The organism is Streptomyces lunaelactis, from assembly GCF_003054555.1.
In the GTDB taxonomy this organism is placed as follows: Bacteria; Actinomycetota; Actinomycetes; order Streptomycetales; family Streptomycetaceae; genus Streptomyces; species Streptomyces lunaelactis.
Map to the genome: position 1 here is coordinate 3,294,567 of NZ_CP026304.1, position 25,840 is coordinate 3,320,406.

The following is a 25,840-nucleotide window of genomic DNA, read 5'->3' on the forward strand; positions in this document are numbered from 1 at the left end:
CTCACCCACCCTGCACCACCACCCTGCGGGTCGCGACGGACTGCAGCGCCCGCCCGGCGGCCAGCAGCGCCACCGCCCAGCCGGACTGGAACGCGTACGCCTGCACCAGCCCCCACCCCGTGCGCTTCTCCAGGAAGACATCCGCCGGGACCTGGAGCATCGACGCCCAGGGCAGCGCCCGCGCGACCTCGCCCAGCGCGCCGGGGAAGACCGTGAGCGGCAGCAGCATCCCGGAGAAGAACAGCCCCGCGAGCCACGCGACCTGGGCCGTACCCGCCCCGTCCATCAGCCAGAACGCGCTCAGCGCCACCAGGTACCAGACCGCGAAACTGACGGTCACGCCCAGCGCCACCGACAGGAGGAAGGCCGGCCAGGTGAGCAGACTCGACGGCAGCGCGAGGTCGAAGACGAGCGCGCCGACCGCCATCGGCACCACGCCGCGCCCGAGCAGATGGAACGCCGCCCGCCCCAAGTTGGCCGAGAACCACCACAGTTGGAGGTCGACGGGCCGGTAGAGATCAATCGCGATGTCGCCCGTCCTGATCCGCTCGATCAGCTCCTCCTCGAAGCCGCCGCCCATCAGCCCGGCGGTGGCCAGCAGCGCCTGCCCGATCCACACATAGGCGAGCGCCTCGGCCATGTCGTAGCCGCCCAGGTGGGGCCGCTGGTCCCAGAGGGCCATATAGGTGTACGCCAGGATGAAGCCGAAGACGGTGTTCGTGAACACCCCCGCCGCCGTGGCCATCCGGTACGTGGCATGGCGCCGGAAGCCACCCGCCGCAACGGCCACGTACAGACGCATGTCGGCTCCCTCCGCCCGAAGGCACCAAAGCGCACGACCCTAGTCCACCCCCGACGGCCGCCGCGAGCGGTTATCGGGCTGAGGGCTGCGAGGGATATCCGGCCCAAAAGGGCAGTATGTGGGTATGACCGACGAGCCACAGCAGCAGGGCTGGACACCCCGGGACGCCACCGTCGTCGGACCGCCCGCACCCGGGCCCGGGAAGCAGGAAAAGAAGGCCGGCAAGGCCCGCCCCCAGCGCACCGGCTGGCGCCGCGCCATCCCCACCTGGCGCATGGTGCTCGGTACGTTCCTGCTCGTCGCGCTGCTGCTGATCGGCGGCTTCATCGCCGGCTACCTGCTCGTCGACATCCCGCCCGCCAACGCCGCCGCCACCGCCCAGTCCAACGTCTATCTCTACAAGGACGGCAGCCAGATCGCCCGCGACGGCGAAGTCAACCGCGAGAACGTCCGGCTCGCACAGATTCCGCTGACAGTGCAGCGCGCCGTACTCGCCGCCGAGGACCGGGAGTTCTACTCCGAGCGCGCCGTCGACCCCCAGGCGATGGTCCGCGCCGCCTGGAACACCCTGACCGGCAAGGGCAGACAGTCCGGCTCCACGATCACCCAGCAGTACGTCAAGAACTACTACCTGGGCCAGGAGCAGACCGTCTCCCGCAAGACCAAGGAGTTCTTCATCGCGATCAAACTCGGCCGCGAGGAGAGCAAGAGCGACATCCTCGAGGGCTATCTCAACACCAGCTACTTCGGGCGCAACGCGTACGGCATCCAGGCCGCGGCCCAGGCGTACTACGGCAAGGACATCGAGGACATCGACACCGCCGAGGGCGCCTACCTCGCCTCGCTCCTCAACGCCCCCAGCGCGTACGACGTCGCCACGCACCCGGAGAACAAGGCCGCGGCGCTCGGCCGCTGGAACTACGTACTCGACGGCATGGTCAAGGAGAACTGGCTCAGCCCCGCCGACCGCGCGGCCATGAGGTTCCCCGCACCGCAGACGGGGAAGCCCGCGACCGGCCTGTCGGGCCAGCGCGGCTACATCGTCCAGGCCGTCGAGGACTACCTCACCGGCAACAGGATCATCGACGAGAACACCCTGGCCACCGGCGGCTACCGGATCACCACCACCCTGGAGCGCAAGAAGCAGGACGCCTTCGCCGAGGCCGTCAATGACCAGGTGACGTCCAAACTGGACGAGGACCGCAAGGCCGACCGCAACGTCCGTGTCGGCGGCGCCTCCATCAACCCCGCCAACGGCAAGGTCGTCGCCATGTACGGCGGCATCGACTACACCAAGCAGTACGTCAACAACGCGACCCGCCGCGACTACCAAGTCGGCTCCACCTTCAAGCCGTTCGTCTTCACCGCCGCCGTCGAGAACGACTCCGTCACCCAGGACGGCCGGACCATCACGCCCAACACCGTCTACGACGGCACCAACAGGCGCACGGTCGAGGGCTGGAGCGGAAAGCCGTACTCCCCCGCGAACGAGGACGACATCTCGTACGGCCCCATCGCCGTCCGCACCGCCACCGACAAGTCCGTCAACGCGGTCTACGCGCAGATGGCCATGGACGTCGGACCCGCCAGGGTCAGGCAGACCGCGATCGGCCTCGGAATCCCCGCGAGCACCCCGGACCTGACCGCGTCCCCCTCCATCGCGCTGGGCCCCGCCACCGCCAGCGTCCTCGACATGACGGAGGCGTACGCGACCCTCGCCAACCACGGCAAGCACGGCACGTACACGCTCGTCGAGTCGGTCAGCAAGGACGGCAAGGACGTACGCATCCTCAAGGCGGCCAACGAGCAGGCCGTCAGCCGGGAGGCCGCCGACACGACCACCTCGATCCTGCAGAGCGTGGTCGACGGCGGCACCGGCACCGCGGCCCGGTCGGCGGGCCACCCCGCGGCCGGCAAGACCGGCACCGCGGAGGAGGACAAGGCCGCCTGGTTCGCGGGCTATACCCCGGACCTGGCGACGGTGGTCGCGGTGATGGGCCAGGACCCGGTGACGGGCGTACAGAAGCCGCTGTACGGGGCGTTGGGGCTGCCACGGATCAACGGCGGCGGGGCGCCGGCGGAGATCTGGGGCCAGTTCACCGGTGACGCGCTCGAGGACTCCGGCATCGAGGAGTTCGACCTGGAGCTGCAGGAGGGCGCTGAGGACGTGCCGCCTCCGGTGGAGCCGGAGGAGCCGTCCGAGTCGTTCGAAGCACCGTCGCAGGCGCCGTCCGAGTCGCCGTCGCAGTCACAGCCGCCGGACACGCAGGGGCAGACGCAGGGGCAGACGCAGGGACCGACCGGCGGCCAGACGGACGGCGGCACGGACACGGGCGGTCAGACGGACGGCGGCACCGACACCGGAGGCCAGACGAACGGCGGGACCACCGACGGGGGTACGGACACCGGGGGTACGACCGACGGGGGATCAACCACCGGCGGCACGGACGCCGGCGGCGGCACGGCGGACGGTGGCGCGGGCAGCAAACCCACCCGCACCCCGCCCCGACGCCAGTGAAGTGACAGTCGTGCCCCTCAGTGACCCGAGGTGGCCTTCAGCCCCACCACCGCGACCAGCAGCAGCGCGACGAAGAAGATCCGGGCTGCGGTCGCGGGCTCATTGAGCACCAGCATGCCGACCACCGCCGCACCGGCCGCACCGATGCCGACCCAGACGCCGTAAGCCGTACCGATCGGCAGGGTCCTGGCGGCGTGCGACAGCAACAGCATGCTGGCGATGATCCCGAGCCCGGTGAACACACTCGGCCACAGCCGGGTGAACCCGTCGGTGAACTTCATCCCGATCGACCAGCCGACCTCGAGCAGACCGGCGACAACAAGCAGAACCCAGGCCATGACGGCACCTCCGAGACGCGGACTTCAGCGGGGTGCGTCGTCTTTGCAGTACCCGGTACGACGCGTCTCGTCGGGATCATCCGAACATAGCAAAGGGGCCGCAAAGGGCCACAGAAAAGGCTGGTGACATCCGCCACCAGCCCTCTCACCAGCCCTGCGGCACCGTCTGCCGCTACCGCCTACAAGTACAGCCCGGTGGAGTCCTCGGAGCCCTGGAAACGGTCCGCGGCGACCGCGTGCAGATCGCGCTCCCGCATCAGTACGTACGCCACCCCGCGCACCTCGACCTCGGCAAGGTCCTCGGGGTCGTACAGCACCCGGTCCCCCGGCTCCACCGTCCGTACGTTCTGCCCGACCGCGACCACCCCGGCCCAGGCCAGCCGGCGGCCCACCGCGGCGGTCGCCGGAATGACGATGCCGCCGCTGGAACGCCGCTCACCCTCAGGGATGTCGGTCCGCACCAGCACACGGTCGTGCAGCATCCGGATGGGCAGCTTGTCGTCGTGGGTGTTGTCGCTCACGCGTCGAACCTACCTGCCCGGGACCGCTCCGCACGCCCGAGGGTCACCCACGGCGCCTTCGCACCGAGAAGGCGAGCAGCCCCACCAGGCCCACGGCCACGAGCGCCACCGGAACCAGCCGCGCCAGGCGCGGCGCACCGTCCTCCGAGACGAACTGCGCCTTCACTTCGGACACGGTCCGGTTCACGGCAACGACGGCGCGCCCTGCGGTGTGATCCACGGACGAGACGAACTTCGCCCTGGCATCGCCGATGACCGTCTTCGGGTGCACCCGCACCCCGATCTCGTCGAGCATCTCGGCGAGCTGGTCGCGCCGGCGGACGATGTCCGCCTCGATCTGCGCAGGGGTCCTGGCATCCGACACCGCGCTGCCTCCGTGGTCGTTTCCGGCAATCCTTCGCCGACAGTCTGTCAGCTCGGCCGCCGCCGCACCCCACGGCACCCCTATTACGCTCGGTGGCGTACACCCTCACGTCCCCTCAAGGAGAACCATGAGCGAGCGACTCCAGCCCGGCGACACCGCCCCCGCCTTCACCCTGCCCGACGCGGACGGCAACGAGGTCTCGCTCGCGTCCCACAAGGGCCGGAAGGTGATCGTCTACTTCTACCCGGCGGCCCTGACGCCCGGCTGCACCAAGCAGGCCTGCGATTTCACGGACAACCTGGACCTGCTGGCGGGAGCGGGCTACGACGTCATCGGCGTCTCGCCGGACAAGCCGGAGAAGCTGGCGAAGTTCCGCGAGAAGGAGCACCTGAAGGTGACGCTGGTCAGCGACCCGTCGAAGGAGACGCTGGAGGCGTACGGCGCGTTCGGCGAGAAGAAGCTGTACGGCAAGACGGTGACGGGCGTGATCCGCTCGACGATCGTGGTGGACGAGGAGGGCAAGGTCGAGCATGCGATGTACAACGTGAAGGCGACCGGCCATGTCGCCAAGATCATCAAGGACCTGAGCATCTGAGGCTCGCTGTTTCGGGACGGCCCGCACCGCGCGAAGCGGTGCGGGCCGTTCCTCGGCGACCGGTGGGACAACCGGCGGGTGAACCTCCAACTCCTCTGCCCCAACCCGGCGCCCAGTAGAGTAAGCGGCGCGGGCCCGTATCCCAGCTGGCAAGAGGATGCCGGTTTAGATCCGGTATGTCGTGGGTTCAAGTCCCACCGGGCCCACCTGTGAGGGGCGCGGCACCACATCGGTGCCGCGCCCTTCGGCGTAGGTCAGCCCAACAGCTCCCGCACCACCGGGACCAGCGCCCGGAACGCCTTCCCCCGGTGGCTGATCGCGTTCTTCTCCGCCGGGGACATCTCCGCGCACGTACGCGTCTCGCCCTCCGGCTGGAGGATCGGGTCGTAGCCGAAGCCGCCGGTGCCGTGCGGGGAGCGGCGCAGCGTGCCCAGCAGGCGGCCTTCGACGACGCGTTCCGTGCCGTCGGGGAGGGCGAGTGCGGCCGCGCAGGCGAAGTGGGCGCCCCGGTGGGGGGTGTCGATGTCGAGGAGCTGGGCGAGCAGCAGCTCCAGGTTGGCGGTGTCGTCGCCGTGGGTGCCTGCCCAGCGTGCGGAGAAGATGCCGGGCGCGCCGCCGAGGACGTCGACGCAGAGGCCGGAGTCGTCGGCGACGGCCGGGAGGCCGGTTGCCCGGGCGAGGGCGTGGGCCTTGAGGAGTGCGTTCTCGGCGAAGGTGACGCCGGTTTCCTTGACGTCGGGGATGTCGGGGTAGGCATCCGCGCCGACGAGGTCGTGGGGCAGGCCCGCGTCGGCGAGGATGGCCTTGAGTTCGGTGACTTTCCCGGCGTTGCGGGTGGCGAGGATCAGACGGGTCATGCCCTCGATTATCCGGGCGTGCAGACCTTGCCGATTTCGCCCGCCGCGTCGGTGATGGGCTTGATGTCCGGGGTGTTGTCGCCGCCTTCGATCGACTTGCGGACGTTGTCGACGCCGGCGTTGAGGTCGTCGACGGCCTTGCTCAGGTCGGCGTTGTCGGTCTTGTCGCTGAGGCTCTTCAGTTCCTTGTCGATGTCGTCGAGCGCTTCGCGGGCCTGCGTCGGGTCGTCGGCGGCGGTCGAGACCGCCTGCTGGAGCTTGTCGACGCTGGTGGCGATCGCGTCGGCGGTCTCCACGCAGTCGAAGGCCTTGTCGATGGCGCTGCAGCCGACGGTGATCGGTACGACCAGAGCGGCGGTGGCGAGCGTGAGGGCTATGCGGCGGCGCGCAGACATGGAACGGTCCTCCCGGGATACGGACGGGCGCGCGGTTCGGCCCCCGCGCCCGTGAGTGTAACGACGCCCGACGGGGCGTTCTTGGTTGCTTCTTTACCCTTGGAGCGAGCGCTCGAGAGCGTCGCGCTGGAGTGCGGCGAGGTCGGCGCAGCCGCCGGTCGCGAGGTCCAGGAGCGCGTTGAGCTCCTTGCGGTCGAAGGGCTCGGCCTCGGCGGTGCCCTGGACTTCGACGAAGCGTCCGTCGCCGGTGCAGACGACGTTCATGTCGGTCTCGGCGCGTACGTCCTCCTCGTAGCAGAGGTCGAGGAGGGGGGTGCCGTCGACGATGCCGACGCTGACGGCGGCGACGGTGCCGGTGAGCGGCTGCCGGCCGGCCTTGACGAGCTTCTTGCCCCGGGCCCAGCCGACGGCGTCGGCGAGGGCGACGTACGCGCCGGTGATCGCGGCGGTACGCGTGCCGCCGTCGGCCTGGAGGACGTCGCAGTCGAGGACGATGGTGTTCTCGCCGAGGGCCTTGTAGTCGATGACGGCTCGGAGCGAGCGGCCGATGAGACGGCTGATCTCGTGGGTGCGGCCGCCGATCTTGCCGCGTACGGATTCGCGGTCGCCTCGGGTGTTGGTGGAGCGGGGCAGCATCGAGTACTCGGCGGTGACCCAGCCTTCGCCGCTGCCCTTGCGCCAGCGCGGGACGCCTTCGGTGACGGAGGCGGTGCAGAAGACCTTGGTGTCGCCGAAGGCGATGAGGACGGAGCCCTCGGCGTGCTTGCTCCATCCGCGTTCGATGGTGACCGGGCGGAGCTGTTCGGGCGTGCGGCCGTCGATTCGAGACATGAGCATGAGCCTAGCCGCACGCAGGCGAGGGGCCCGTTCCGGTGCGGAACGGGCCCCTCGCGGTCGAGCTCAGCGGCTCAGGGGTTCAGAGGTTCACATCATGTCTTCGATGTCGGCGGCGATGGGGTCGGCGTCGGTGCCGATGACGACCTGGATCGCGGTGCCCATCTTCACGACACCGTGGGCGCCGGCGGCCTTGAGAGCAGCCTCGTCGACCTTGCTCGGGTCCACAACTTCGGTACGGAGGCGGGTGATGCAGCCCTCGATCTCTTCGATGTTCTCGATTCCGCCGAGCCCGGCGACGATCTTCTCAGCCTTGCTGGCCATGTCTTTCTCCCTGCGTCTCAAGAGCGCTGAGCGCTGCCTCGGCCCACCGTAGGTCCGATTTGTCACGGTAACGCACGGTTGGCCCATCCTCGCGAGCGGGTAACCGCCTCGTACCGAATGATGACGATCACCAGAGCCCTGTCTCGCGGCCGGGCGCCGGGGCCGTACGGCAACTGGTCTACACCAGTCTGCAAGCAGCTGCCAAACCAGGCCTGTTCCGGGAGGACGCCGATGAGTTCCGACAGCGCCGCCGCGCCGCAGCAGAAGTGGTGGGCGGGCGCGTTCCAGGGACTGCAGAAGATGGGCCGCAGCCTGCAGTTGCCGATCGCCGTCCTCCCGGCGGCCGGCATCCTCAACCGGCTCGGCCAGCCCGATGTCTTCGGCGCGGAGGGGCTCGGCTGGGACAACGTCGCCAAGGTGATGGCCGGCGCGGGCGGCGCGCTGCTGGACGGCAACCTCGGCCTGCCCATGCTGTTCTGCGTCGGCGTCGCGATCGGCATGGCCAAGAAGTCCGACGGCTCCACGGCGCTCGCGGCGGTGGTGGGCTTCCTGGTCTACTACAACGTCCTGCGCCAGTTCCCCGAGGACTGTGTGGGCGGGGCAGTCGTGGTGGCCCTGGGCTGCCAGGCGCCCGACGGATCGGTCGCGGCCAATACGTACCAGAATCCGGGCGTCTTCGGCGGCATCGTCATCGGCCTGCTGACCGCCTACTTCTGGCAGCGCTACCACCGGACCAAGCTGGTGGACTGGCTCGGCTTCTTCAACGGCCGACGGCTCGTCCCGATCATCATGTCCTTCGTCGCCATCGCGTTCGCCGCACTGTGCCTGTGGGTCTGGCCGCCGGTCGGCGACGCGCTGGAGAACTTCAGCGACTGGCTGGTGGGCCTCGGCTCGTGGGGTGCGGGCATCTTCGGTGTCACCAACCGGGCCCTGCTGGTCATCGGTCTGCACCAGTTCCTGAACGTGCCCATCTGGTTCCAGTTCGGCAGCTACACCAAGCCGGACGGCGTCGTCGTGCACGGTGACATCACCATGTTCCTGGCGGGCGACCCGAACGCGGGCCAGTTCACCACGGGCTTCTTCCCGATCATGATGTTCGCGCTCCCGGCCGCGGCGCTGGCCATCACCCACTGCGCCAAGCCACACCGCCGCAAGGAGGTCGGGGGCCTGATGCTCTCGGTGGCGCTGACGTCGTTCGTCACCGGCATCACCGAGCCGATCGAGTACTCGTTCCTGTTCGTCGCCCCGCTGCTGTTCGCGATTCACGCGGTGCTCACGGGTGTGTCGATGGCGGTGAGCTGGGGGCTCGGCGTCCATGACGGCTTCAGCTTCTCGGCGGGCCTGATCGACTACGTCATCAACTGGGGCCTGGCGACCAAGCCCTGGCTGATCATTCCGATCGGGCTCGGCTTCGCGGTCATGTATTACGCGATCTTCCGGTTCGCGATCACGAAGTTCGATATCCCGACTCCGGGGCGTGAACCGGAGGAGGTCGAAGCCGAGGTGAAGCGGGACATCACCAAGTAGAACCGCGGGATTCCGGGCCCCTGCGGCCCTCCCGTAATGACTTATAAGGCCCCTGGACCTGTCGTCCGGGGGCCTTATGTCGTGCATTTCGGAGTATGGCCCAGGCCACAGAAATCGGAGGTTCCTTATCTCGCCCTCACCGTGCTAAAACTGGTCTACACCACTGAGTGGTGTAGACCACGCGGCAGTCGCCGCGTTCCCCTTGAGACGCCGCCCTCCCCCGTGTACTGGCCCCTGGCGGCGCCTTGCCCACTTGGAGGAAGTTGATGTCCACGGCAAGCGCCGCCCCCGCGGCGGACAAGAAGAAGGGCGCCGGCGCGATGGCTGTCATGCAGCGCATCGGCCGCAGCCTCATGCTGCCGGTCGCGGTGCTGCCCGCCGCCGCGCTCCTGGTCCGTTTCGGCCAGCCCGACATGCTCGGCAGGGAGTCCTTCCCGGCCTTCGTCACCAAGCTCGCCGGTTACATGGCGGCCGGCGGCGACGCGATCCTCTCCAACATGGCCCTGCTGTTCGCCGTCGGTATCGCGATCGGTTTCGCCAAGAAGTCGGACGGCTCGACCGCGCTCGCGGCCGTCGCCGGATACCTGGTCTTCAAGAACGTGCTGGCCACGTTCACCGACGGCAACCTGCCGAAGGTCGCCGCGGTCGTGGACGGCAAGATCGTCATGAACGAGGCACCGGTCAACGCCGGTGTCCTCGGCGGCGTGGTGATGGGCATAGTCGTCGCCCTGCTGTACCAGCGGTTCTACCGGACCAAGCTGCCGGACTGGGCGGGCTTCTTCGGCGGCCGCCGCCTCGTCCCGATCCTCTCCGCCTTCGCGGGCCTGGTCATCGGCATCATCTTCGGCCTGATCTGGCCGGTCCTGGGCACGGCTCTGCACAACTTCGGTGAGTGGCTCGTCGGTTCCGGCGCCGTCGGCGCGGGCATCTTCGGTATCGCCAACCGCGCGCTGATCCCGATCGGCATGCACCACCTGCTCAACTCCTTCCCGTGGTTCCAGGCCGGTTCCTACGAGGGCAAGAGCGGCGACATCGCCCGCTTCCTCCAGGGCGACCCGAGCGCCGGACAGTTCATGACCGGCTTCTTCCCGATCATGATGTTCGCCCTTCCGGCGGCCTGCCTCGCGATCGTGCACTGCGCCCGCCCGGAGCGCCGCAAGGTCGTCGGCGGCATGATGTTCTCGCTCGCCGCCACCTCGTTCGTCACCGGTGTGACCGAGCCGATCGAGTTCACGTTCATGTTCATCGCGCCGGTGCTGTACGCGGTCCACGCGGTGCTGACCGGTGTCTCGATGGCCCTGACCTGGGCGCTGGGAATGAAGGACGGCTTCGGCTTCTCGGCCGGTGCGGTGGACTTCTTCCTGAACCTGGGCATCGCGTCGAACCCGTGGGGTCTGGCGCTGGTCGGCCTCTGTTTCGCGGCGGTCTACTACGTGGTCTTCCGGTTCGCGATCACCAAGTTCAACCTTCCGACGCCGGGCCGGGAGTCCGACGAGGAGCTCGCCGAGCTCCAGAAGGCCGAGGCGAAGTAGGCCCCGCAGGCCTCACCCGGTCAAGACCGAAGCCCCTGCCCTTTCCGTACGAAAGGGCAGGGGCTTCGGCGTGCCTGGACTCTGGCCCCAGGGCCTAAGACCCTAGATCTCGTAGACCGCGCCCGGGAAGGCGATCCCGGTCGGCCCTTCGTAGACCGCGCGGGCGTCGTCCAGGTTCTGCTGGCGATCCGTCCACGGCGGGATATGGGTCAGCACAAGCCGCCCGACGTTCGCGCGCTGCGCGTGGGCGCCGGCCTCGCGGCCGTTGAGGTGGAGGTCCGGGACGTCCTCCTTGCCGTGCGTGAAGGACGCCTCGCACAGGAACAGGTCGGTGCCGTCGGCGAGTTCGTGCAGGGCCTCGGAGACACCGGAGTCGCCGGAGTACGTGAGCGTCCTGCCCGCGTGCTCGATACGGATGCCGTACGCCTCGACGGGGTGGGAGACCCGCTCCGTACGGACGGAGAACGGGCCGATGTCGAAGCTGCCGGACTTGAGCGTGTGGAAGTCGAAGACCTCGCGCATCGCGGTGGGCGAGGGGGTGTCCGCGTAGGCGGTGGTCAGTCGCTGCTCGGTGCCTTCGGGGCCGTAGACCGGGATGGCGTCGCAGCGGCCGCCGTCGTGGCGGTAGTAGCGGGCGACGAAGTACCCGCACATGTCGATGCAGTGGTCCGCGTGGAGGTGGCTGAGGAAGATGGCGTCGAGGTCGTAGAGACCGACATGGCGCTGCAGCTCGCCGAGGGCACCGTTGCCCATGTCGAGGAGCAGCCGGAAGCCGTCGGCCTCTACGAGGTAGCTCGAGCAGGCCGAATCCGCGGACGGAAACGACCCCGAGCAGCCGACGACGGTGAGCTTCATGGAGCTTGAACCTCCGTTGACGGGGAGGGCTGGGGGAGGGTCGTGCGGTCTGTTGAGCGTAAGGCGCGAAACGGCTGGTCGCTCCTCGGTGGCTGTCCGTTGTGGGGGAACTCACCTGCGGTGTCACCGGTTCGGGGGCTCGGGGCCCTGTGGTGGGGTGGGCCGGGGCGTTGTCGGTTGCTGCCCGGTGGGTGGTTTCCTCAGTGCCCGGTCATGCGGTCGAGCTGGGCCGGGGCGTTGTCGGTTGCGGCCGGTGGGTGGTTTCCTCAGTGCCCGGTCATGCGGTCGAGCTGGGCCGGGGCGTTGTCGGTTGCTGCCGGTGGGTGGTTTCCACCGGCGAGCCGCAGGCACTCGGGGCGCCGCGCCCGTGGGGTGGGGCCGGCGCCGCGCCCGTGGGGTGGGCCCGGGGCGCGTCGGGGTGTGCGCCGGTAGCGTCTGGGGGTATGGACACGTCGTGGTGGCTCGCGGTGCTCGCCGTGGTGGTGATCGCGCTGGTCACCGCAGTGATGGACGGCGGGGCGGGCAGCCGTCGTCCGGGTGGGCGGTCAGGCCGCCGGGCCGTCCGGCCGGCCCACGGCGCGGGCCGGAGCGGCGGCCGCGGCCGGGTGAGATCTGGTGGGCGGAGGTCCCGTACGAGGACGGCCCCGGGTCGAAGGACAGGCCGTGCCTGGTGTTGACGGTGCGGGGCGGGACGGTGCAGGTCGCGAAGATCACCAGCAAGTACCACGACGAGCGCCCGGGCGTGATCTCCCTGCCGCCGGGCACGGTGGGCGATGCGCGGGGCAGGCCGAGCTTTCTGGAAACGGATGAGCTGCGGGATGTGGGGCTGTGGGAGTTCCGGCGCCGGGTGGGAGTGCTCGACCCGACGGTGTGGGACCAGGTCCGGCACCTCGCGGCGTGAGCCGGGGGAGGCGTCCGCACCCCCGGCCGGGCAAGCTCGCGCGGCGAGGACGCCCGGTCTTCCCGGGGGGCGCGGCGCGAAGCCGCCTGCCCTGCGGGGCCCCGGTGCGCCGCTACCCCCGGATGGCCGAGAGCCCGAGCCGCAAGGCCTACGCCCAGAGCTGGCCCTGCAGCGTTTCGATCGCCGCCTCTGTCGTTTCTGCCGTGTAGACCCCCGTCGACAGGTACTTCCAGCCGCCGTCCGCCACCACGAACACGATGTCCGCCTGTTCGCCCGCCTTGACCGCCTTCTGGCCGACGCCGATCGCCGCGTGCAGTGCCGCTCCCGTGGAGACGCCCGCGAAGATGCCCTCCTGCTGGAGCAGTTCACGGGTACGGGTCACCGCGTCCGCCGAGCCCACGGAGAAGCGGGACGTCAGGACCGAGGCGTCGTACAGCTCGGGGACGAAGCCCTCGTCCAGGTTACGGAGGCCGTAGACCAGGTCGTCGTAGCGCGGCTCCGCGGCCACGATGCGGATGCCCGGGACGTGTTCGCGCAGGTAGCGGCCGACGCCCATCAGCGTGCCCGTCGTGCCCAGGCCTGCCACGAAGTGGGTGACGGAGGGCAGGTCCGCGAGGATCTCCGGGCCTGTCGTGGCGTAGTGCGCGCCCGCGTTGTCCGGGTTGCCGTACTGGTAGAGCATCACCCACGAAGGGTTCTCGGCGGCCAGCTCCTTCGCGGCCCGTACGGCCGTGTTCGAGCCGCCCGCCGCCGGCGACGGGATGATCTCCGCGCCCCACATGGCCAGCAGCTGACGCCGCTCCTGCGAGGTGTTCTCCGGCATCACGCACACCATGCGGTAGCCCTTGAGCTTCGCCGCCATGGCCAGCGAGATGCCGGTGTTGCCCGACGTCGGTTCCAGGATCGTGCAGCCCGGCGTCAGGCGGCCGTCCTTCTCCGCCTGTTCGATCATGTGGAGCGCCGGGCGGTCCTTGATCGAGCCGGTCGGGTTGCGGTCCTCGAGCTTCGCCCAGATCCGGACGTCGTCAGACGGCGACAGCCGCGGGAGCCGGACCAGCGGGGTGTTGCCCACCGCCGCAAGCGGAGAGTCGTAACGCATCAGCGCATTCCACCTGCGACGGCCGGGAGGATCGTGACGCTGTCGCCGTCGGCGAGCTTCGTGGAGATGCCGTCGAGGAAGCGGACGTCCTCGTCGTTGAGGTAGACGTTCACGAAGCGACGCAGCTGGTCGCCGTCGACGATGCGCTCCCGGATGCCGTTGTGACGGGTCTCGAGGTCGGCGAAGAGCTCGGCAACGGTGTCACCGCTGCCCTCGACGGCCTTGGCGCCGTCGGTGTAGGTGCGGAGGATGGTCGGGATGCGGACCTCGATGGCCATGACGTGGGCTCCTGATCGGGGAGTGGAAGGCAGTGTGCGCGCGGCTCTGGCCCCCGCGCTCGGGGGGTGGTGCGGTGGGTGCGCCCGGGGCCGGTGCCTGGGTCAGTACGCGGCGCGCGCCGTACACATCGCGCTTGCGAGGCGGCACAGGTCGACGTGCAGCCGCGCCACGAGCAGCACGGTGCTCGGCGTCTTGTCGCTCACGTCATGGGGAACCATGCGGTCATCGTATCGATTCCCCGTCCGGGTTCCGGAGTGTGATCTCGCATGCTGGACGTACCGTGCTCAGCATGCGGTCCGCGGGAGGTAGGTGATCGAGGGCGCTCCGGTCGTCGGATGCGTGCTGACCTCGGCGTTGACCTCGTAGACCTCGGCGAGCAGCTCCGGTGTGAGGACGTCGCACGGGGCGCCCGAGGCGACGATCCGCCCGGCCCGCAGGACGTAGATCCGGTCGCAGTAGTACGCGGCGAGGTTCAGGTCGTGCAGGGCGAGCAGATTCGTCGTCCCCAGCTCGCGGATCAGGCCGAGGATCTCGAGCTGGTAGCGGATGTCGAGATGGTTCGTCGAGGACGACAAGGGTCGGCTTCTGGACCAACGCCCGTGCCACCAGGGCTCGTTGGCGTTCGCCGCCGGAGAGCGCCCCTGCCACCCCGGACCTCGAGGTGGCTGGACGCGGACGCAGCATCACCGCCAGTGATGTTGCGTAACGCAAGCCTGTCGATTCGCGACGAGCAGTTGACTATGCCTCGACGACCTTGACCTCTTCCTCGGTGATCTCGCCGTCGACGATGCGGAACGAGCGGAACTGGAAGGGGCCCGCCTCGTCGGTGTCGGCGGTGGAGACCAGGACGTAGTGGGCGCCCGGCTCATTCGCATAGCTGATGTCCGTACGGGAGGGGTACGCCTCGGTCGCGGTGTGCGAGTGGTAGATGATCACCGGCTCTTCGTCGCGGTCGTCCATCTCGCGGTAGAGCTTGAACAGATCCGCCGAGTCGAACTCGTAGAACGTGGGCGAGCGGGCCGCGTTCAGCATCGGGATGAAGCGCTCGGGGCGGCCGCTGCCCTCCGGGCCCGCGACCACGCCGCAGGCCTCGTCGGGGTGGTCGGCGCGGGCGTGCGCGACGATCTGGTCGAACAGGGCCTGGGTCAGGGTCAGCATGCCGATCAGGATAAGCAGAAGGGCCGGTCCGTACCGAGGAGTGGTACGAACCGGCCCGAATGCTGGACGTGGACCTTACGCTCAGCGCTTGACGAAGGCCGCACCCTGCGGGTTGCGCTTCTTCAGCACCAGGTAGGAGACGGCCAGGAGCAGGCCCCACAGCGGCGCGACGTACAGCGAGACCCGCGCGTCCTTGTCGATGCCCATCATCACGATGACCATGACGATGAAGAGCAGCGCGAACCAGCTGGTGTAGGGGGCGCCGGGCGCCTTGAAGGTGGACTGCGGCAGCTCACCGCGGTCCGCCTTGGCCCGGAACTTGATCTGGCAGACCAGGATCATGATCCAGGCCCACATGCCGGAGATGGTCGCGAAGGAGACGACGTAGTTGAACGCCTCGCCCGGAGCCTTGTAGTTGATCCAGACGCCGACCAGCATCAGCGCGGCGGAGAAGGACGTGCCGATCAGCGGCAGGCCGTTCTTCGTCAGCTTGGTGAAGGCCTTCGGGCCCTGACCGTTGAGCGCCAGGTCGCGCAGCATACGGCCGGTGGAGTACATACCCGAGTTGCAGGACGAGAGCGCGGCCGTGAGGACGACGAAGTTCACGATCGCGGCGCCGATGCCGAGGCCCATCTTCTCGAAGGCGGCGACGAACGGCGAGACGCCCGGCTGGAAGTGGGTCCAGGGAACCACCGACAGGATCATGATCAGCGCGCCGACGTAGAAGACGGCGATACGCCACGGCACGGTGTTGATGGCCTTGGGCAGCGTCTTCTCCGGGTCCTTGGACTCGCCGGCCGTGACGCCGACCAGTTCGACCGCGAGGAAGGCGAACATCACGAGCTGCAGGGTCATCAGCGTGCCGCCGATGCCCTTGGGGAAGAAGCCGCCGTCTGCCCACAGGTGCGTCACGGACGCCGTGTCACCGGCGTCGGAGAAGCCGATCGTGAGCACACCGGCGCAGATGAGGATCATGCCGATGATGGCCGTCACCTTGACCATCGAGAACCAGAACTCCAGCTCACCGAAGAGCTTCACGGAGATCAGGTTCGCGCCGTACAGGATGACCGTGAAGACCAGCGCGGAGAGCCATTGCGGGATGTCCCACCAGTACGTCATGTACGTGGCTGCCGCGGTGACTTCGGTGATTCCGGTGACGACCCAGAAGAGCCAGTACGTCCAGCCGGTGACGAAGCCCGCGAAGGGACCGACGAGCTCACGCGCGTACTCGGAGAAGGAACCCGAGACGGGGCGGTACATGAGCAGCTCGCCCAGGGCCCGCATGATGAAGAAGATGACCAGGCCCGCGATGGCGTAGGCCAGGATAAGGCTGGGGCCGGCCTTGGAGATGCCCTTGCCCGCGCCGAGGAAGAGGCCGGTGCCGATGGCACCGCCGATCGCGATCATCTGGATCTGACGAGCGCCCAGTCCGCGCTGGTAGCCCTCGTCCGTGCCTGCCGCGGACCCCGCGGCCTCATTGCCGTCGTGCTGGTCGACCTGCAGTGAGGTCATGGTGATGCGCCCTTTCTCCATGCTGATCCGCGCCCGCGGCAACGCCGCGCGACTGCGGACCAGGTCCTGATCCCCCCGGATGTGGATGGAGTGCTACCGGCGGTCAGCCGGCCAAAGCGCCCTCGGGACATGGGTGGCGTCCCCCGAGCGGTCGTGAAGATTTATCACGGCTGCAACAGTGATCCACTCGGAAAGTTGTGGCGCACGCCACACGGAGAAGCGGACAAAACTCACCCGGCAGCGCAAAGTCGTCGACTGCGGTGACATGATCGTTATCCGGATTTGAGTGTCCGTTGAGCGAACAACGCACGGCGTCCAGGGGTTGGCGGCCGTCAGGACATCAGGGTGTCGACGAGCGTCTCCTGCAGCGCGCCGAGCCACAGATACGCCATCACCATCGGCTTGCGCGGGTCGGAGTCCGGCAGCCGGTAGAGCTCGGCGTTCTCGTCCTCGTCGCCGACCTCGAGCCGGGTGCCGATGGTGAGGCGCAGGTCGTTGAGTGCGCCGAGCCAGTGCAGGGACTCGTCGGCGGTGAGCTTGAGTACGGCGCCGCCCTCGCCGGTCGCGGTCAGCGAGTCCAGGCTGCGGACGACCGCGATCGCGTCCGCGCGCTTGCGGGAGCGCAGGTCCGTCTCGGTGAAGCGCCTGAACTCCGCGGAGAGTGCCCGCAGTTCCTCGTCCTGCTCGTCGGCGTCGGGACCGGCGTACGCCTCCGGGAAGAGCCGGGCGAGCGCCGGGTCGGCGGGCGGCTCACTGGGCCCCTCGGCGAACAGCGCGGCCAGCGGGTCCTCGCCCTCGACCGGCTCGTCACCGGGTCCGATGAGCTCGAGCAGCTGTGCGGCGAGCGAGCGCAGGATCGCGATCTCGACCTCGTCGAGGGGGACGGCCGCGCCGCCGCCGGGTACCGGCTCGAAGTGACCGGCCATCAGAACCGGTCCTGGGAGAGCGTCGCCCACAGCCCGTAACCGTGCATGGCCTGCACGTCCCGCTCCATCTCCTCGCGGCTGCCGCTGGAGACGACCGCGCGTCCCTTGTGATGGACGTCGAGCATCAGCTTGTGCGCCTTGTCCTTGGAGTAGCCGAAGTAGGCCTGGAAGACATAGGTGACGTAGCTCATCAGATTGACGGGATCGTTGTGGACGAGCGTCACCCAAGGCACATCCGGCTCGGGTACCGCGAAGGTCTCCTCAGCCGACTCGGGGCGTTCGATCTCTGTGGGAGCAACACTCACCCGGCCCATGCTGCCACCCACGGGGGCGCAGCGCATAAACGGGCTTACATCTCGTCACTCTGACGAGATGTGCGCTACCCTGCTTGCCATGCTGCATCTCCCGGGGGACGACCCCCGGACCCCCGGCCGATCCGGTCGGCGGCCAGAGACGAATGTGCGAGGTTGACCGTCGTGAACGCTGCGGACCTTGGGCTGCCGGTGGATGTGCCGTCGACAGCGCTCTTCACCGACCAGTACGAGCTCACGATGCTCCAGGCGGCACTGAAGTCGGGCACCGCCGACCGCCGCTCCGTCTTCGAGGTCTTCACCCGCCGGCTGCCCGACGGGCGGCGCTACGGCGTCGTGGCGGGCACCGGACGGGTGCTGGACGCCGTCGAGAACTTCCGCTTCGACGCCGACGTGCTGGGCTTTCTGCGCGAACAGCGGATCGTCGACGAGCCGACGCTCGAGTGGCTCGCCTCCTACCGCTTCAGCGGCGACATCTGGGGCTACCCGGAGGGCGAGGTGTACTTCCCCGGCTCGCCGATCCTGCGCGTCGAGGGCACCTTCGCCGAGTGCGTACTGCTGGAGACCGTGATCCTGTCGATCCTCAACCACGACTCGGCGATCGCCGCGGCGGCCTCGCGGATGTCCGTGGCGGCGGGAGGGCGCAGGCTGATCGAGATGGGCGCGCGGCGTACGCACGAGCTCTCCGCGGTCGCGGCGTCGCGCGCCGCGTACGTCGGCGGCTTCAACTCCACCTCGGACCTGGCGGCCGGGTTCCGCTACGCCATCCCGACGGTCGGCACCAGCGCGCATGCCTTCACCCTGCTCCACGACAGCGAGCGCGACGCCTTCCAGGCGCAGGTCGACTCACTCGGACGGGGTACGACGCTGCTCGTCGACACCTACGACGTGACCGAGGCCGTCCGTACCGCGGTGGAGATCGCGGGCCCCGAGCTCGGGGCCGTACGCATCGACTCCGGGGACCTGCTGCTGGTCGCGCACCGGGTGCGGCAGCAGCTGGACGAGCTGGGCGCGGTCAACACCAAGATCGTGGTGACCTCCGATCTGGACGAGTACGCGATCGCCTCGCTGGCGGCGGCTCCGGTCGACGCGTACGGGGTGGGCACGCAGCTCGTCATCGGCAGCGGGCACCCCACCTGCTCGATGGTCTACAAGCTGGTCGCGCGCGCACAGTCCGACGACCCGAAGGCCCCGCCGCTGCCGGTGGCGAAGAAGTCCCTGGGCGCGAAGTCCTCGGTGGGCGGGCGCAAGTGGGCGGCGCGCCGGGTGGACGCGTACGGGGTCGCCGAGGCCGAGGTGATCGGGCTCGACACGGTTCCGTCCGACCTGGTGGACCGGCAGCTGCAGGTGGAGCTGGTGAAGGGCGGCGAGATCGTCGCCCGTGAACCCCTGGACGCGGCACGCGAGCGGCACGTCGCGGCACTCGCGGGGCTGCCGATGTCGGCGATGCAGCTGTCCAAGGGTGAGCCTGTCCTGCCGACGGAGTACGCGTGAACGGAGGCTCAGGTCCTGTCCGGTCGATCGAGCCCGGCAGGATCGGCCGGACAGGGCCTCGACCCCTCCCGCAAGGGGGGCGGAGTCTCTAGGCTCAGTACAGTCGCCCGCGCCCGCCGATCTCCCCCCATCGAAGGACACCCGCCATGCACCGCGCCTTGATCGTCGTGGACGTTCAGAACGACTTCTGCGAAGGCGGCAGCCTCGCGGTGGCGGGGGGTGCCGATGTCGCTGCCGCGATCACTGACCTGATCGGCCAGTCCCAGGCGGTCTACCGCCATGTGGTGGCCACCCGCGACCACCACATCGAGCCGGGCGACCACTTCTCGGAGCACCCGGACTACGTCCGCAGCTGGCCGCCCCACTGTGTGGCCGGCACGGAGGGGGTGGGCTTCCACCCGAACTTCGCGCCGGTGGTCGCGTCGGGCGCGATCGACGCCGTCTTCGACAAGGGGGCGTACGCGGCCGCGTACAGCGGCTTCGAGGGCGCGGACGAGAACGGCACGACGCTGGCGCAGTGGCTGCGGGCGCGGGAGGTCACGGAGGTCGACGTGGTCGGCATCGCGACGGACCACTGCGTGCGGGCGACGGCGCTGGACGCGGTGCGGGAGGGCTTCACGACGAATGTGCTGCTGGCACTGACGGCCGGGGTCGCGGAGGATACGACGGACAGGGCGCTGCAGGAGCTGCGCGGAGCGGGCGTGGAGCTCACCGGCAAGCCGGTGGTGTAGTCAGGCCCGTCCGGCGACCGAGGACGCGCCCGGGGGGCGTGCCGGGCTCAGCAGCGCCCGTATCGGGTGCCAGAGCTCCTGGTGGTCCTCCGGCGTCGCACGCCACAGCAGGCCGTCCGGATGGTGCAGCACCGCCGTGATCTCGTCCGGCGTCGGCGGCTCCGCGTTGCCCCGCAGATACACCGCCCGCAGGCCCAGATTCCGCAGCCTCGTCAGCGCCCTCGCCCGGTTCGCCGCGTGGACCAGGAACCGCACCGTGCCGCCGTCGCCGTAGGGGCTGGGCAGGCTGAGCGCCACCACAACGCTGCCGTTCGGCAACTTGCTGAAACCTCCGCCGGGCATGCGGAACCACTCCCCCGTGAGATGGCATGTCAATAAGAACCTCGTAGGACGCACCTAAACACGATCGGCCGCCGCCCGCTAGAGGGCGACGGCCGATCATGCTTTGACCTGCAGTAATGCCACTTACTTGGTCGACGGACCGACCTTGACCGTGATCGTCTGGCCGCTTCGCGGCTCCTTCACGATCGAGATCTTGGTGTTGGTGTCAGTTACCTTCACACCCGCGGTCGGGTTCTCCGCGAACCAGTACACACCCTTGCGGTCGTCGAAGACCGGGTTGCCCGACTGCGGCTTGATCCGGAACCCGGCATCCGCCTTGTGCAGCGTGAAGCCATCGGTCGGCCGCAGGCTGAAGGTGGAGTCGAACGACTGGATCTTGTTCCGCATCAGCGTGCCGTCCGCCCACTTCAGGGCCTTCGGGTGAGCGTCCACCGGAAGGACAAGACCCTGGCCCGGGTGGGCGCTGGTGTTGTTGTCCTTCTGGGAGGTGTCCCAGAGCCAGATCATCAGGCCGTTCTGGTACGGGTAGTGCTCGACCCAGGAGTCCTTGGGCGCCTTGAAGCCGAAGTTGTACGGACCGGCCTTGAGGGTCTTGTCGTACGACACGTACTGACGGTTCTCGGCCAGGTAGTACTGCTCGTACTCCTTGGTGAAGGACTCACCGATGCGGGAGAAGCCCTTCGAGGTCCAGCCCGCGTCGTCACCCTCGGCGTTGTCGGTGAACAGCGCCGTGCCGTCCGCCACCACGCTCAGGCCGTCCGCCGCGAAGCCCTTGCCGCCCGCGCCGCCGTCCGTCTGGTAGCGGAAGCGGACGTCGACCTTCTTGCCCGCGTACGCGTCCAGCGAGTACGCCAGCTTCTTGTACGCGCCCGAGACGCCCGTCAGCGCCGGCTTGTCGCCCGCGTCGCGGGTGATCGGCTTGCCGTCGGCCGTGCCGTCCACCGGCGTCCAGTTGGCGCCGCCGTCCGTCGACACCTCGGCGTAGAGGTAGTCGTAGTTCTCCTCGATGTCCCACCAGCCCGAGAGCTCCAGGGACGCCTTGGCCTTGCCGGTCAGGTCGACCGGCCGGGACAGGGTGTTCTTGAGGTCGTCACCCATGTCGCTCCACCACTGCTTGGAGCCCTCCGCGGGCTTCACAACAGTCGTGGTGACGGCCTTCTTCGGCAGCTCGACGACGAGCGCCTGCGGCTTCTTGGTGTTGTACGCCGACACACCCAGCGTGTGGGTGGACTTCGTCGCCGCCTTGGCCTTGGTGTAGTTGAGCCAGCCCAGCTGCAGCTTGTCCCAGGCGTTCATGTCGCCCGGCAGGTCGCCGATGGAGTCCTTGCCGGTGCCGAGCCAGGAGCCGGCCGACATCAGGGTCCAGAAGCCGGTCGAGTTCTCGCCCTTGCCCGAGGTGTCGTAGTGGTCGGGCAGACCGAGGTCGTGGCCGTACTCGTGGGCGAAGACACCGAGGCCGCCGTTCTCGGGCTGCATGGTGTAGTCGCCGACCCAGATGCCGGTGTTGCCGACCTGGGTACCGCCGGACTTGTTGTTCGCCGGGCCGGTCTTGCCGGCGTCGGTGCCGTACGCGTACCAGCGGTGCGCCCACAGGGCGTTGGTGCCCTCGGCACCGCCGCCCGCCGACTCGTCCTCGCCCGCGTGGACGATCTGGAAGTGGTCGACGTAGCCGTCCGACTCGTTGAAGTTGCCGTCGTTGTCGAAGTCGTAACGGTCCCACAGGTCGTACTTGGACAGGTCCGCCTTGATCTGCGCGTCCGTACGTCCCTTGGCCTTCTGGTCGGCGGCCCAGGCGGTGACGCCGTCCTTGACCGTGTCCCACACGTTGGCGCAGTTGCTGTCGCCGCAGTAGTTGGAGCCGTAGCGGGCCTCGTTGTAGTCGACCTTGACCCAGTCGGAGACCTCGCCGTCGACCGAGTAACGGCCCGATGAGGTCTTCTCGTAGTAGGTCTTCAGCGACTCCTTCGGCTTACCGGTCTTGTCCTTGCCGGTGCCGAAGTACAGGTCCTTGAAGTGCTGCTGGTTGTAGTCCGCCTGCCAGGCCGTGGAGTTGTCGTTCTTACGGTCGGGCTGGGCGATCTTGTTGTGCAGCGGTCCCGGGGTGCCGCCGTACTTCTTGACGGGCGCCTCGGGGCCTTCCGGACCGTCGGGGTCGAACATGGTGGTGTCGTCGACCTTGTCGCCGAACTCCACCAGGATCGTGAAGATCTTGTCCGTCTTCTCCCGGCCGAGCTCGACGTACTTCTTGTCGCCGAGCTTCACGACCTTGGACGCGCCGCGCTGCTGCACGGTCGCGTCCCCGGCTATGACCTGCTCCAGCGCCGCCTGGCGCTGTTCGTCCTGCTCCTTGCTGAAGGGGCCTTCGAGGTCGTGCTCGACATGCCCCTTCTGCGGCGCCGGGTCATGGCGCTGCACTGCCGCCGGATCCGACGACTTCGGACTGTCGGCCTGGGCGCTGGTGAACGCCGATGCCGACGCGGTGCTCGCGGCCAGAGCCACGAGAACCGCGGACGCTCTGATCGTCCGTCGCTTACTGGTCACTTGATGAATGTCCTCCCCCGCACCCCGTCGCAGCGGACCGGATGTGGGGTCGTCCGCGCGCGGTGTGCGCGTCACAAGTGACGACATTCGACCGGAGTTACTGAAGAAAAGACAGTCCTTGACTTGAACGGACCAACTGCACTATGTGATAGGACAGTTCCGGTATCCGGACGACGAACAAACCGGACAACGGGCGCATCGAACCCGCCACTTGGCAGCCCGAATGACTCCGTGCGCCCCCCATGCACCGGCACCGTGGGTAAGGTCACGCTTACCACCGGTTCCTCCTGGGCATCCACCGACGTAGAGTCCTTTGACAGTGCGACCGCGTTGAGAGACACCCTCAGACCGATGCCCCGAGGACGGATACCGTCATGCCGCGTCCGACTGCCGCACAGCTCGCCTACGGTTCGGCGACCGTCGTCTGCTCGACCCTCGCCCTGCTGCTCCTCACCCGAACCACCAACGGCTTCGCCGTCGCCGCGATAGGTGTCGCCGCGATGTCGTTCGGTCTGCTGGTCGCGGTCGCCCTGCCCATGAGCAGGACCGTGCGCGGAGCGAGGAAAGCGGCGCACACGGTCCGTACGAACCGTGCCTCCGCCGGTATTCCGGCCGCCGCATCCGCCGACGGTCTCACCACCCGGGTGCCCACGCCGCGCGCCCATGTGGGGGCCGAGGCCAGGGTCGGCGAGCACTCACTGCGCCGCTGACACCACCACGGTCTTGCCCGCCTTGTCGTGCAGGCCCTGCTTGTACGGCTTGTCCGCCAGGATCGTGATGATGATGACGATCCACCAGAGACAGAAGCAGCAGACCAGCGCGGGCACCCAGAGCACCACGGCGCGCAGCAGCGAGGAGCTGCTGTCCGGCACGCTCCCGTCGTTGAGCATCGCGACCCGGATCTTCATCAGACGCTTACCGACGGACTGCCCGTTCCGCGCGGTCATGATGGTGTCGTAGCCGACGTACGCCACGAGCGAGATCAGCGACCACAGCCACTGCCTGCCGGTGTTCACCTGGTTGGTGAAGCTGTCCCAGTCGTCGCCGTTGTCCGTCGTGACGTCCCAGCCGCCGGCGAGCAGGGAGATCAGGATCAGCGGCACAAAGATGATGAGCGCGTCGATGACGCGGGCCAGGAACCGCTTGCCGAAGTCCGCGAGCGGCGGCATCCCGGCGAGCGGGTCCGCGCCGCCGTACGGGCCGCCGGAGCCGCCCGCGTCGTACGGCGGGGGCTGACCGCCGCCGTCGTAGGGCGAACCGCCGCCCTGCCCCGAGCCGTAGGGAGAGCCGCTCCGCCCGGAGCCGTACGGATCGTCCTGCGGGGGGCCTTGCGGGGGCTGCTGAGGACCGTCCGACGGCGGCGTGGACTCCGGCGGCTGCTTGCGGAAGGGGTCGTTCTCGGGCGGCTCGCCGGGCGGCGGCGGTTCGTTGCTCATGGGGGCAGTGCACCGCGCCCCGAGGGCCCCCGCAACGGCTCGCGCGCCGTTCGGGGGAAACCCTCGTCCCGGGCCTCCGGGAAATCTGTCAGCCGGTCACCAAGGTGTCAGCCGGCCACAAAGGTGTGCGCCGCCTTGTCGTGCCAGCACTGCCGCCACGGGCGGTCGAACAGGCACCAGAGCACATTGAGGACGCCGATGGCGAGGATACCGAGCACCGAGTAGACCAGCCAGCGGCGCAGCGCCGCCCCGAAGGACGGCGGCTCGTGGGACTCGATGCCCCAGACCGAGATACCGCAGAGCTTCTTACCGAGCGTACGGCCCCACTTGGCGGTCGGCAGCGCCTCATAGAGCACTCCCAGGACCAGCAGCGCGCCGAGGATGATGCCGAGATGGCCGGCCGTGGTGCCGTCGACCAGCCACACGGTGACCGTCTCACCCGACTGCTTCGCCGCCTCGATCTTCTCGTCGACGTGGGCGCGCGCCCGGGAGAGGACCGGTACGGCGACGGCGCCGACGAGCGCCCCGAGCACCACGGTGTCGATCAGCCGCGCGGCGAACCGCTTGCCGAGCGATGCGGGACGGGCCGCCGCCTGCGCCTGGGCGGCCTGCAGGAACGGGTCGTTGACCGGCGGCTTCCAGGGCACGACCGGCTCGGCCTCGCCCGAACCGGCGAGCCGGTGGACCTGCTGCGCCCAGGAGGCGGAGCCGCCGCCGGGGCCGTTGGTGACGGGCGCCTGTGCCTGCGCGGGCGCCTGCGGCTCTTGCTGCTGGGGATGCGGCTGGGCGGGGACCTGCGGCTGGGGCTGTGCGGGCGCGGCGGGGGCGCCCGGTGCCGGGGACTGGACCCCCATGGCGCCTTCGGCCTGCCCGGCGGGCGCGCCGCCGCGGGCGCGCTGCGCGCGGATGGTGACCGTGGGTTCGGCGGGCGGTTGCGGCTGGGGCTGAGGCCTGCGGCGGGCGGGGATCTCGCCCGCGGGCGCCGCAGACGCGGGATCAGACGCGGGATCAGCGCTGCCGGCACCCGCACCGGCAGAGTGCCTGCCCGCGCCGGGGCGCAGCGCGCGGATCGCGACCGTACCGTCCACGGGAGGCTCGCCCGCGTTCGCCGGGCCCAGCGAGCGGACGCCCGGCAGGGCGCCACCCGTCGGGTCGGCGGGCGTGCTTGCCCCGGCCGGACGGCGCGGATCGACGGGCGCACCCGATGCGGAGGTGCCCGACGCGGGCGTCCCGGGGGCGCCGCCCTGGACGGGCGTACGCGGATCCTGGCCGCCGCCCCACGAGACGCGGTTGTCTCGCTCGCCGCCGAAGCCCCTCTGGCGCGAGGTGTCGGCCTGCCAGGCGGTGGCCGGCTCCGGGCGGGACGGCTCGTCGCCGATCTGCTCCTCGTCGAAGAAGACCGGACCGGTCTCCTCGACCGGAGCGGGCGTGGTCGTGGTCGCCGGCGCCGCCGGGCCGGGCGCCGTGGGCATCGCCTCGCCCGACTGCGGCGCGGGACGGCTCGTACCGGGCACCCAGGATGCACCGTTCCAGTACCGGACATATCCGGGAATGGACGGATCCGGGTAATAGCCGGGCGCGGGGCTGCCGTCGCCGGTTGCCGGGGTGGGGGCGCTCATCACCGTGGTCCCGTATCTCCTCGAGGGCC

At 69.3% G+C, this 25,840-nt stretch carries 27 protein-coding genes, 1 tRNA gene, 2 pseudogenes and 1 riboswitch; of the genes and pseudogenes, 9 read left to right on the forward strand and 21 right to left on the reverse strand.

Features of this window, described 5'->3' with window-relative positions; genetic code table 11:
* Nucleotide 1: 1 nt before the first annotated feature.
* The gene (locus SLUN_RS14835) at nucleotides 2-802 is read right to left on the reverse strand and encodes an ABC transporter permease (RefSeq protein WP_108148942.1); all 801 of its coding nucleotides are present in this window, start codon (nucleotides 800-802) and stop codon (nucleotides 2-4) included.
* A 124-nt stretch (nucleotides 803-926) separates the two neighbouring features.
* Between SLUN_RS14835 and SLUN_RS14840 the strand changes: the two genes are divergently transcribed.
* Complete coding sequence (locus SLUN_RS14840) at nucleotides 927-3,320, forward strand: transglycosylase domain-containing protein (RefSeq protein ID WP_108148943.1); 2,394 nt, start codon at nucleotides 927-929, stop codon at nucleotides 3,318-3,320.
* Nucleotides 3,321-3,337: 17 nt separating this feature from the next.
* On the opposite strand, the gene SLUN_RS14845 is transcribed toward SLUN_RS14840, so the two are convergent.
* The 3 genes from SLUN_RS14845 to SLUN_RS14855 all read right to left on the reverse strand — a co-directional run bounded on the left by SLUN_RS14845 (nucleotide 3,338) and on the right by SLUN_RS14855 (nucleotide 4,543).
* A complete protein-coding gene (locus SLUN_RS14845; RefSeq protein WP_108148944.1) occupies nucleotides 3,338-3,658 on the reverse strand; it encodes a DMT family transporter in 321 nt (106 codons plus the stop codon).
* 31 nt (nucleotides 3,659-3,689) lie between these two features.
* Nucleotides 3,690-3,749: riboswitch (guanidine-III (ykkC-III) riboswitch) on the reverse strand.
* 88 nt (nucleotides 3,750-3,837) lie between these two features.
* Complete coding sequence (locus SLUN_RS14850) at nucleotides 3,838-4,140, reverse strand: GroES family chaperonin (protein ID WP_108154752.1); 303 nt, start codon at nucleotides 4,138-4,140, stop codon at nucleotides 3,838-3,840.
* Nucleotides 4,141-4,222: 82 nt separating this feature from the next.
* Nucleotides 4,223-4,543: a DUF3618 domain-containing protein gene (locus SLUN_RS14855; RefSeq protein WP_108148945.1), complete on the reverse strand. Its 321-nt coding sequence runs from the start codon at nucleotides 4,541-4,543 to the stop codon at nucleotides 4,223-4,225.
* 127 nt (nucleotides 4,544-4,670) lie between these two features.
* On the opposite strand from SLUN_RS14855, the gene bcp reads away from it, so the two are divergent.
* Nucleotides 4,671-5,138, forward strand: a complete 468-nt coding sequence (gene bcp / locus SLUN_RS14860; RefSeq protein ID WP_108148946.1) for a thioredoxin-dependent thiol peroxidase — start codon at nucleotides 4,671-4,673, stop codon at nucleotides 5,136-5,138.
* 131 nt (nucleotides 5,139-5,269) lie between these two features.
* Nucleotides 5,270-5,344, forward strand: a tRNA-Leu gene (locus SLUN_RS14865).
* Nucleotides 5,345-5,392: 48 nt separating this feature from the next.
* Here SLUN_RS14865 and rdgB read toward each other — a convergent pair.
* From rdgB to SLUN_RS14885, 4 genes are all read right to left on the reverse strand, one after another.
* Nucleotides 5,393-5,995, reverse strand: a complete 603-nt coding sequence (gene rdgB / locus SLUN_RS14870) for an RdgB/HAM1 family non-canonical purine NTP pyrophosphatase (protein WP_108148947.1) — start codon at nucleotides 5,993-5,995, stop codon at nucleotides 5,393-5,395.
* Nucleotides 5,996-6,003: 8 nt separating this feature from the next.
* Entirely contained in the window at nucleotides 6,004-6,390 is a 387-nt protein-coding gene (locus tag SLUN_RS14875; protein ID WP_108148948.1) for a DUF8711 family protein, read from the reverse strand.
* Between the two features lie 93 nt (nucleotides 6,391-6,483).
* Nucleotides 6,484-7,221 (reverse strand): ribonuclease PH, encoded by a 738-nt coding sequence (gene rph, locus SLUN_RS14880; protein ID WP_108154753.1) that lies wholly within the window; start codon nucleotides 7,219-7,221, stop codon nucleotides 6,484-6,486.
* Nucleotides 7,222-7,314: 93 nt separating this feature from the next.
* Entirely contained in the window at nucleotides 7,315-7,548 is a 234-nt protein-coding gene (locus SLUN_RS14885) for a PTS sugar transporter subunit IIB (protein ID WP_108148949.1), read from the reverse strand.
* 231 nt (nucleotides 7,549-7,779) lie between these two features.
* Between SLUN_RS14885 and SLUN_RS14890 the strand changes: the two genes are divergently transcribed.
* Nucleotides 7,780-9,075 (forward strand): PTS transporter subunit EIIC, encoded by a 1,296-nt coding sequence (locus SLUN_RS14890; protein ID WP_108148950.1) that lies wholly within the window; start codon nucleotides 7,780-7,782, stop codon nucleotides 9,073-9,075.
* 266 nt (nucleotides 9,076-9,341) lie between these two features.
* Nucleotides 9,342-10,607, forward strand: a complete 1,266-nt coding sequence (locus SLUN_RS14895; RefSeq protein ID WP_108148951.1) for a PTS transporter subunit EIIC — start codon at nucleotides 9,342-9,344, stop codon at nucleotides 10,605-10,607.
* A gap of 102 nt (nucleotides 10,608-10,709) precedes the next feature.
* Here SLUN_RS14895 and SLUN_RS14900 read toward each other — a convergent pair whose 3' ends face one another.
* On the reverse strand, nucleotides 10,710-11,462 hold the full coding sequence (locus tag SLUN_RS14900; protein ID WP_108148952.1) for an MBL fold metallo-hydrolase: 753 nt from the start codon (nucleotides 11,460-11,462) through the stop codon (nucleotides 10,710-10,712).
* 443 nt (nucleotides 11,463-11,905) lie between these two features.
* Here SLUN_RS14900 and SLUN_RS14910 point away from each other — a divergent pair.
* Nucleotides 11,906-12,363 (forward strand): annotated as a pseudogene (locus SLUN_RS14910) (type II toxin-antitoxin system PemK/MazF family toxin).
* Nucleotides 12,364-12,511: 148 nt separating this feature from the next.
* On the opposite strand, the gene SLUN_RS14915 reads toward SLUN_RS14910, so the two are convergent.
* From SLUN_RS14915 to clpS, 8 genes and pseudogenes are all read right to left on the reverse strand, one after another.
* Nucleotides 12,512-13,462, reverse strand: coding sequence for a PLP-dependent cysteine synthase family protein (locus tag SLUN_RS14915; RefSeq protein ID WP_108148953.1), 951 nt, complete (start codon nucleotides 13,460-13,462; stop codon nucleotides 12,512-12,514).
* Nucleotides 13,462-13,740 carry a MoaD/ThiS family protein gene (locus tag SLUN_RS14920; RefSeq protein ID WP_108148954.1) on the reverse strand — a complete coding sequence of 93 codons (279 nt, stop codon included), beginning with the start codon at nucleotides 13,738-13,740 and terminating at the stop codon, nucleotides 13,462-13,464. Before SLUN_RS14920 ends, SLUN_RS14915 begins: the two co-directional genes overlap by 1 nt.
* A gap of 102 nt (nucleotides 13,741-13,842) precedes the next feature.
* On the reverse strand, nucleotides 13,843-13,959 hold the full coding sequence (locus SLUN_RS42335) for a putative leader peptide (protein ID WP_348657113.1): 117 nt from the start codon (nucleotides 13,957-13,959) through the stop codon (nucleotides 13,843-13,845).
* A 66-nt stretch (nucleotides 13,960-14,025) separates the two neighbouring features.
* Nucleotides 14,026-14,380: pseudogene (locus tag SLUN_RS14925) on the reverse strand (ABC transporter ATP-binding protein); the annotation flags it as partial.
* A 99-nt stretch (nucleotides 14,381-14,479) separates the two neighbouring features.
* Nucleotides 14,480-14,899, reverse strand: coding sequence for a M67 family metallopeptidase (locus SLUN_RS14930; RefSeq protein WP_108148955.1), 420 nt, complete (start codon nucleotides 14,897-14,899; stop codon nucleotides 14,480-14,482).
* Between the two features lie 81 nt (nucleotides 14,900-14,980).
* Entirely contained in the window at nucleotides 14,981-16,411 is a 1,431-nt protein-coding gene (locus tag SLUN_RS14935; RefSeq protein WP_108154754.1) for an amino acid permease, read from the reverse strand.
* 332 nt (nucleotides 16,412-16,743) lie between these two features.
* Nucleotides 16,744-17,337: a DUF2017 domain-containing protein gene (locus SLUN_RS14940; RefSeq protein WP_108148956.1), complete on the reverse strand. Its 594-nt coding sequence runs from the start codon at nucleotides 17,335-17,337 to the stop codon at nucleotides 16,744-16,746.
* Nucleotides 17,337-17,651, reverse strand: a complete 315-nt coding sequence (gene clpS / locus SLUN_RS14945) for an ATP-dependent Clp protease adapter ClpS (protein ID WP_108148957.1) — start codon at nucleotides 17,649-17,651, stop codon at nucleotides 17,337-17,339. Before clpS ends, SLUN_RS14940 begins: the two co-directional genes overlap by 1 nt.
* Before the next feature lie 162 nt (nucleotides 17,652-17,813).
* Between clpS and SLUN_RS14950 the strand changes: the two genes are divergently transcribed.
* Together SLUN_RS14950 and SLUN_RS14955 are read left to right on the forward strand one after the other, a co-directional pair.
* Complete coding sequence (locus SLUN_RS14950; protein ID WP_108154755.1) at nucleotides 17,814-19,142, forward strand: nicotinate phosphoribosyltransferase; 1,329 nt, start codon at nucleotides 17,814-17,816, stop codon at nucleotides 19,140-19,142.
* A 146-nt stretch (nucleotides 19,143-19,288) separates the two neighbouring features.
* Nucleotides 19,289-19,873, forward strand: a complete 585-nt coding sequence (locus tag SLUN_RS14955) for an isochorismatase family protein (protein ID WP_108148958.1) — start codon at nucleotides 19,289-19,291, stop codon at nucleotides 19,871-19,873.
* Here SLUN_RS14955 and SLUN_RS14960 read toward each other — a convergent pair whose 3' ends face one another.
* Nucleotides 19,874-20,215 (reverse strand): hypothetical protein, encoded by a 342-nt coding sequence (locus tag SLUN_RS14960; RefSeq protein ID WP_108148959.1) that lies wholly within the window; start codon nucleotides 20,213-20,215, stop codon nucleotides 19,874-19,876.
* Nucleotides 20,216-20,338: 123 nt separating this feature from the next.
* Nucleotides 20,339-22,756, reverse strand: coding sequence for an immune inhibitor A domain-containing protein (locus SLUN_RS14965; RefSeq protein WP_108148960.1), 2,418 nt, complete (start codon nucleotides 22,754-22,756; stop codon nucleotides 20,339-20,341).
* A gap of 374 nt (nucleotides 22,757-23,130) precedes the next feature.
* On the opposite strand from SLUN_RS14965, the gene SLUN_RS14970 reads away from it, so the two are divergent.
* Entirely contained in the window at nucleotides 23,131-23,466 is a 336-nt protein-coding gene (locus SLUN_RS14970; protein ID WP_108148961.1) for a hypothetical protein, read from the forward strand.
* Here the strand turns inward: SLUN_RS14970 and SLUN_RS14975 are convergent.
* The gene (locus SLUN_RS14975; protein WP_108148962.1) at nucleotides 23,452-24,192 is read right to left on the reverse strand and encodes an RDD family protein; all 741 of its coding nucleotides are present in this window, start codon (nucleotides 24,190-24,192) and stop codon (nucleotides 23,452-23,454) included. The genes SLUN_RS14970 and SLUN_RS14975 overlap by 15 nt on opposite strands.
* A gap of 107 nt (nucleotides 24,193-24,299) precedes the next feature.
* Nucleotides 24,300-25,811, reverse strand: coding sequence for an RDD family protein (locus tag SLUN_RS14980; protein ID WP_108148963.1), 1,512 nt, complete (start codon nucleotides 25,809-25,811; stop codon nucleotides 24,300-24,302).
* Between the last annotated feature and the right edge of the window lie 29 nt (nucleotides 25,812-25,840).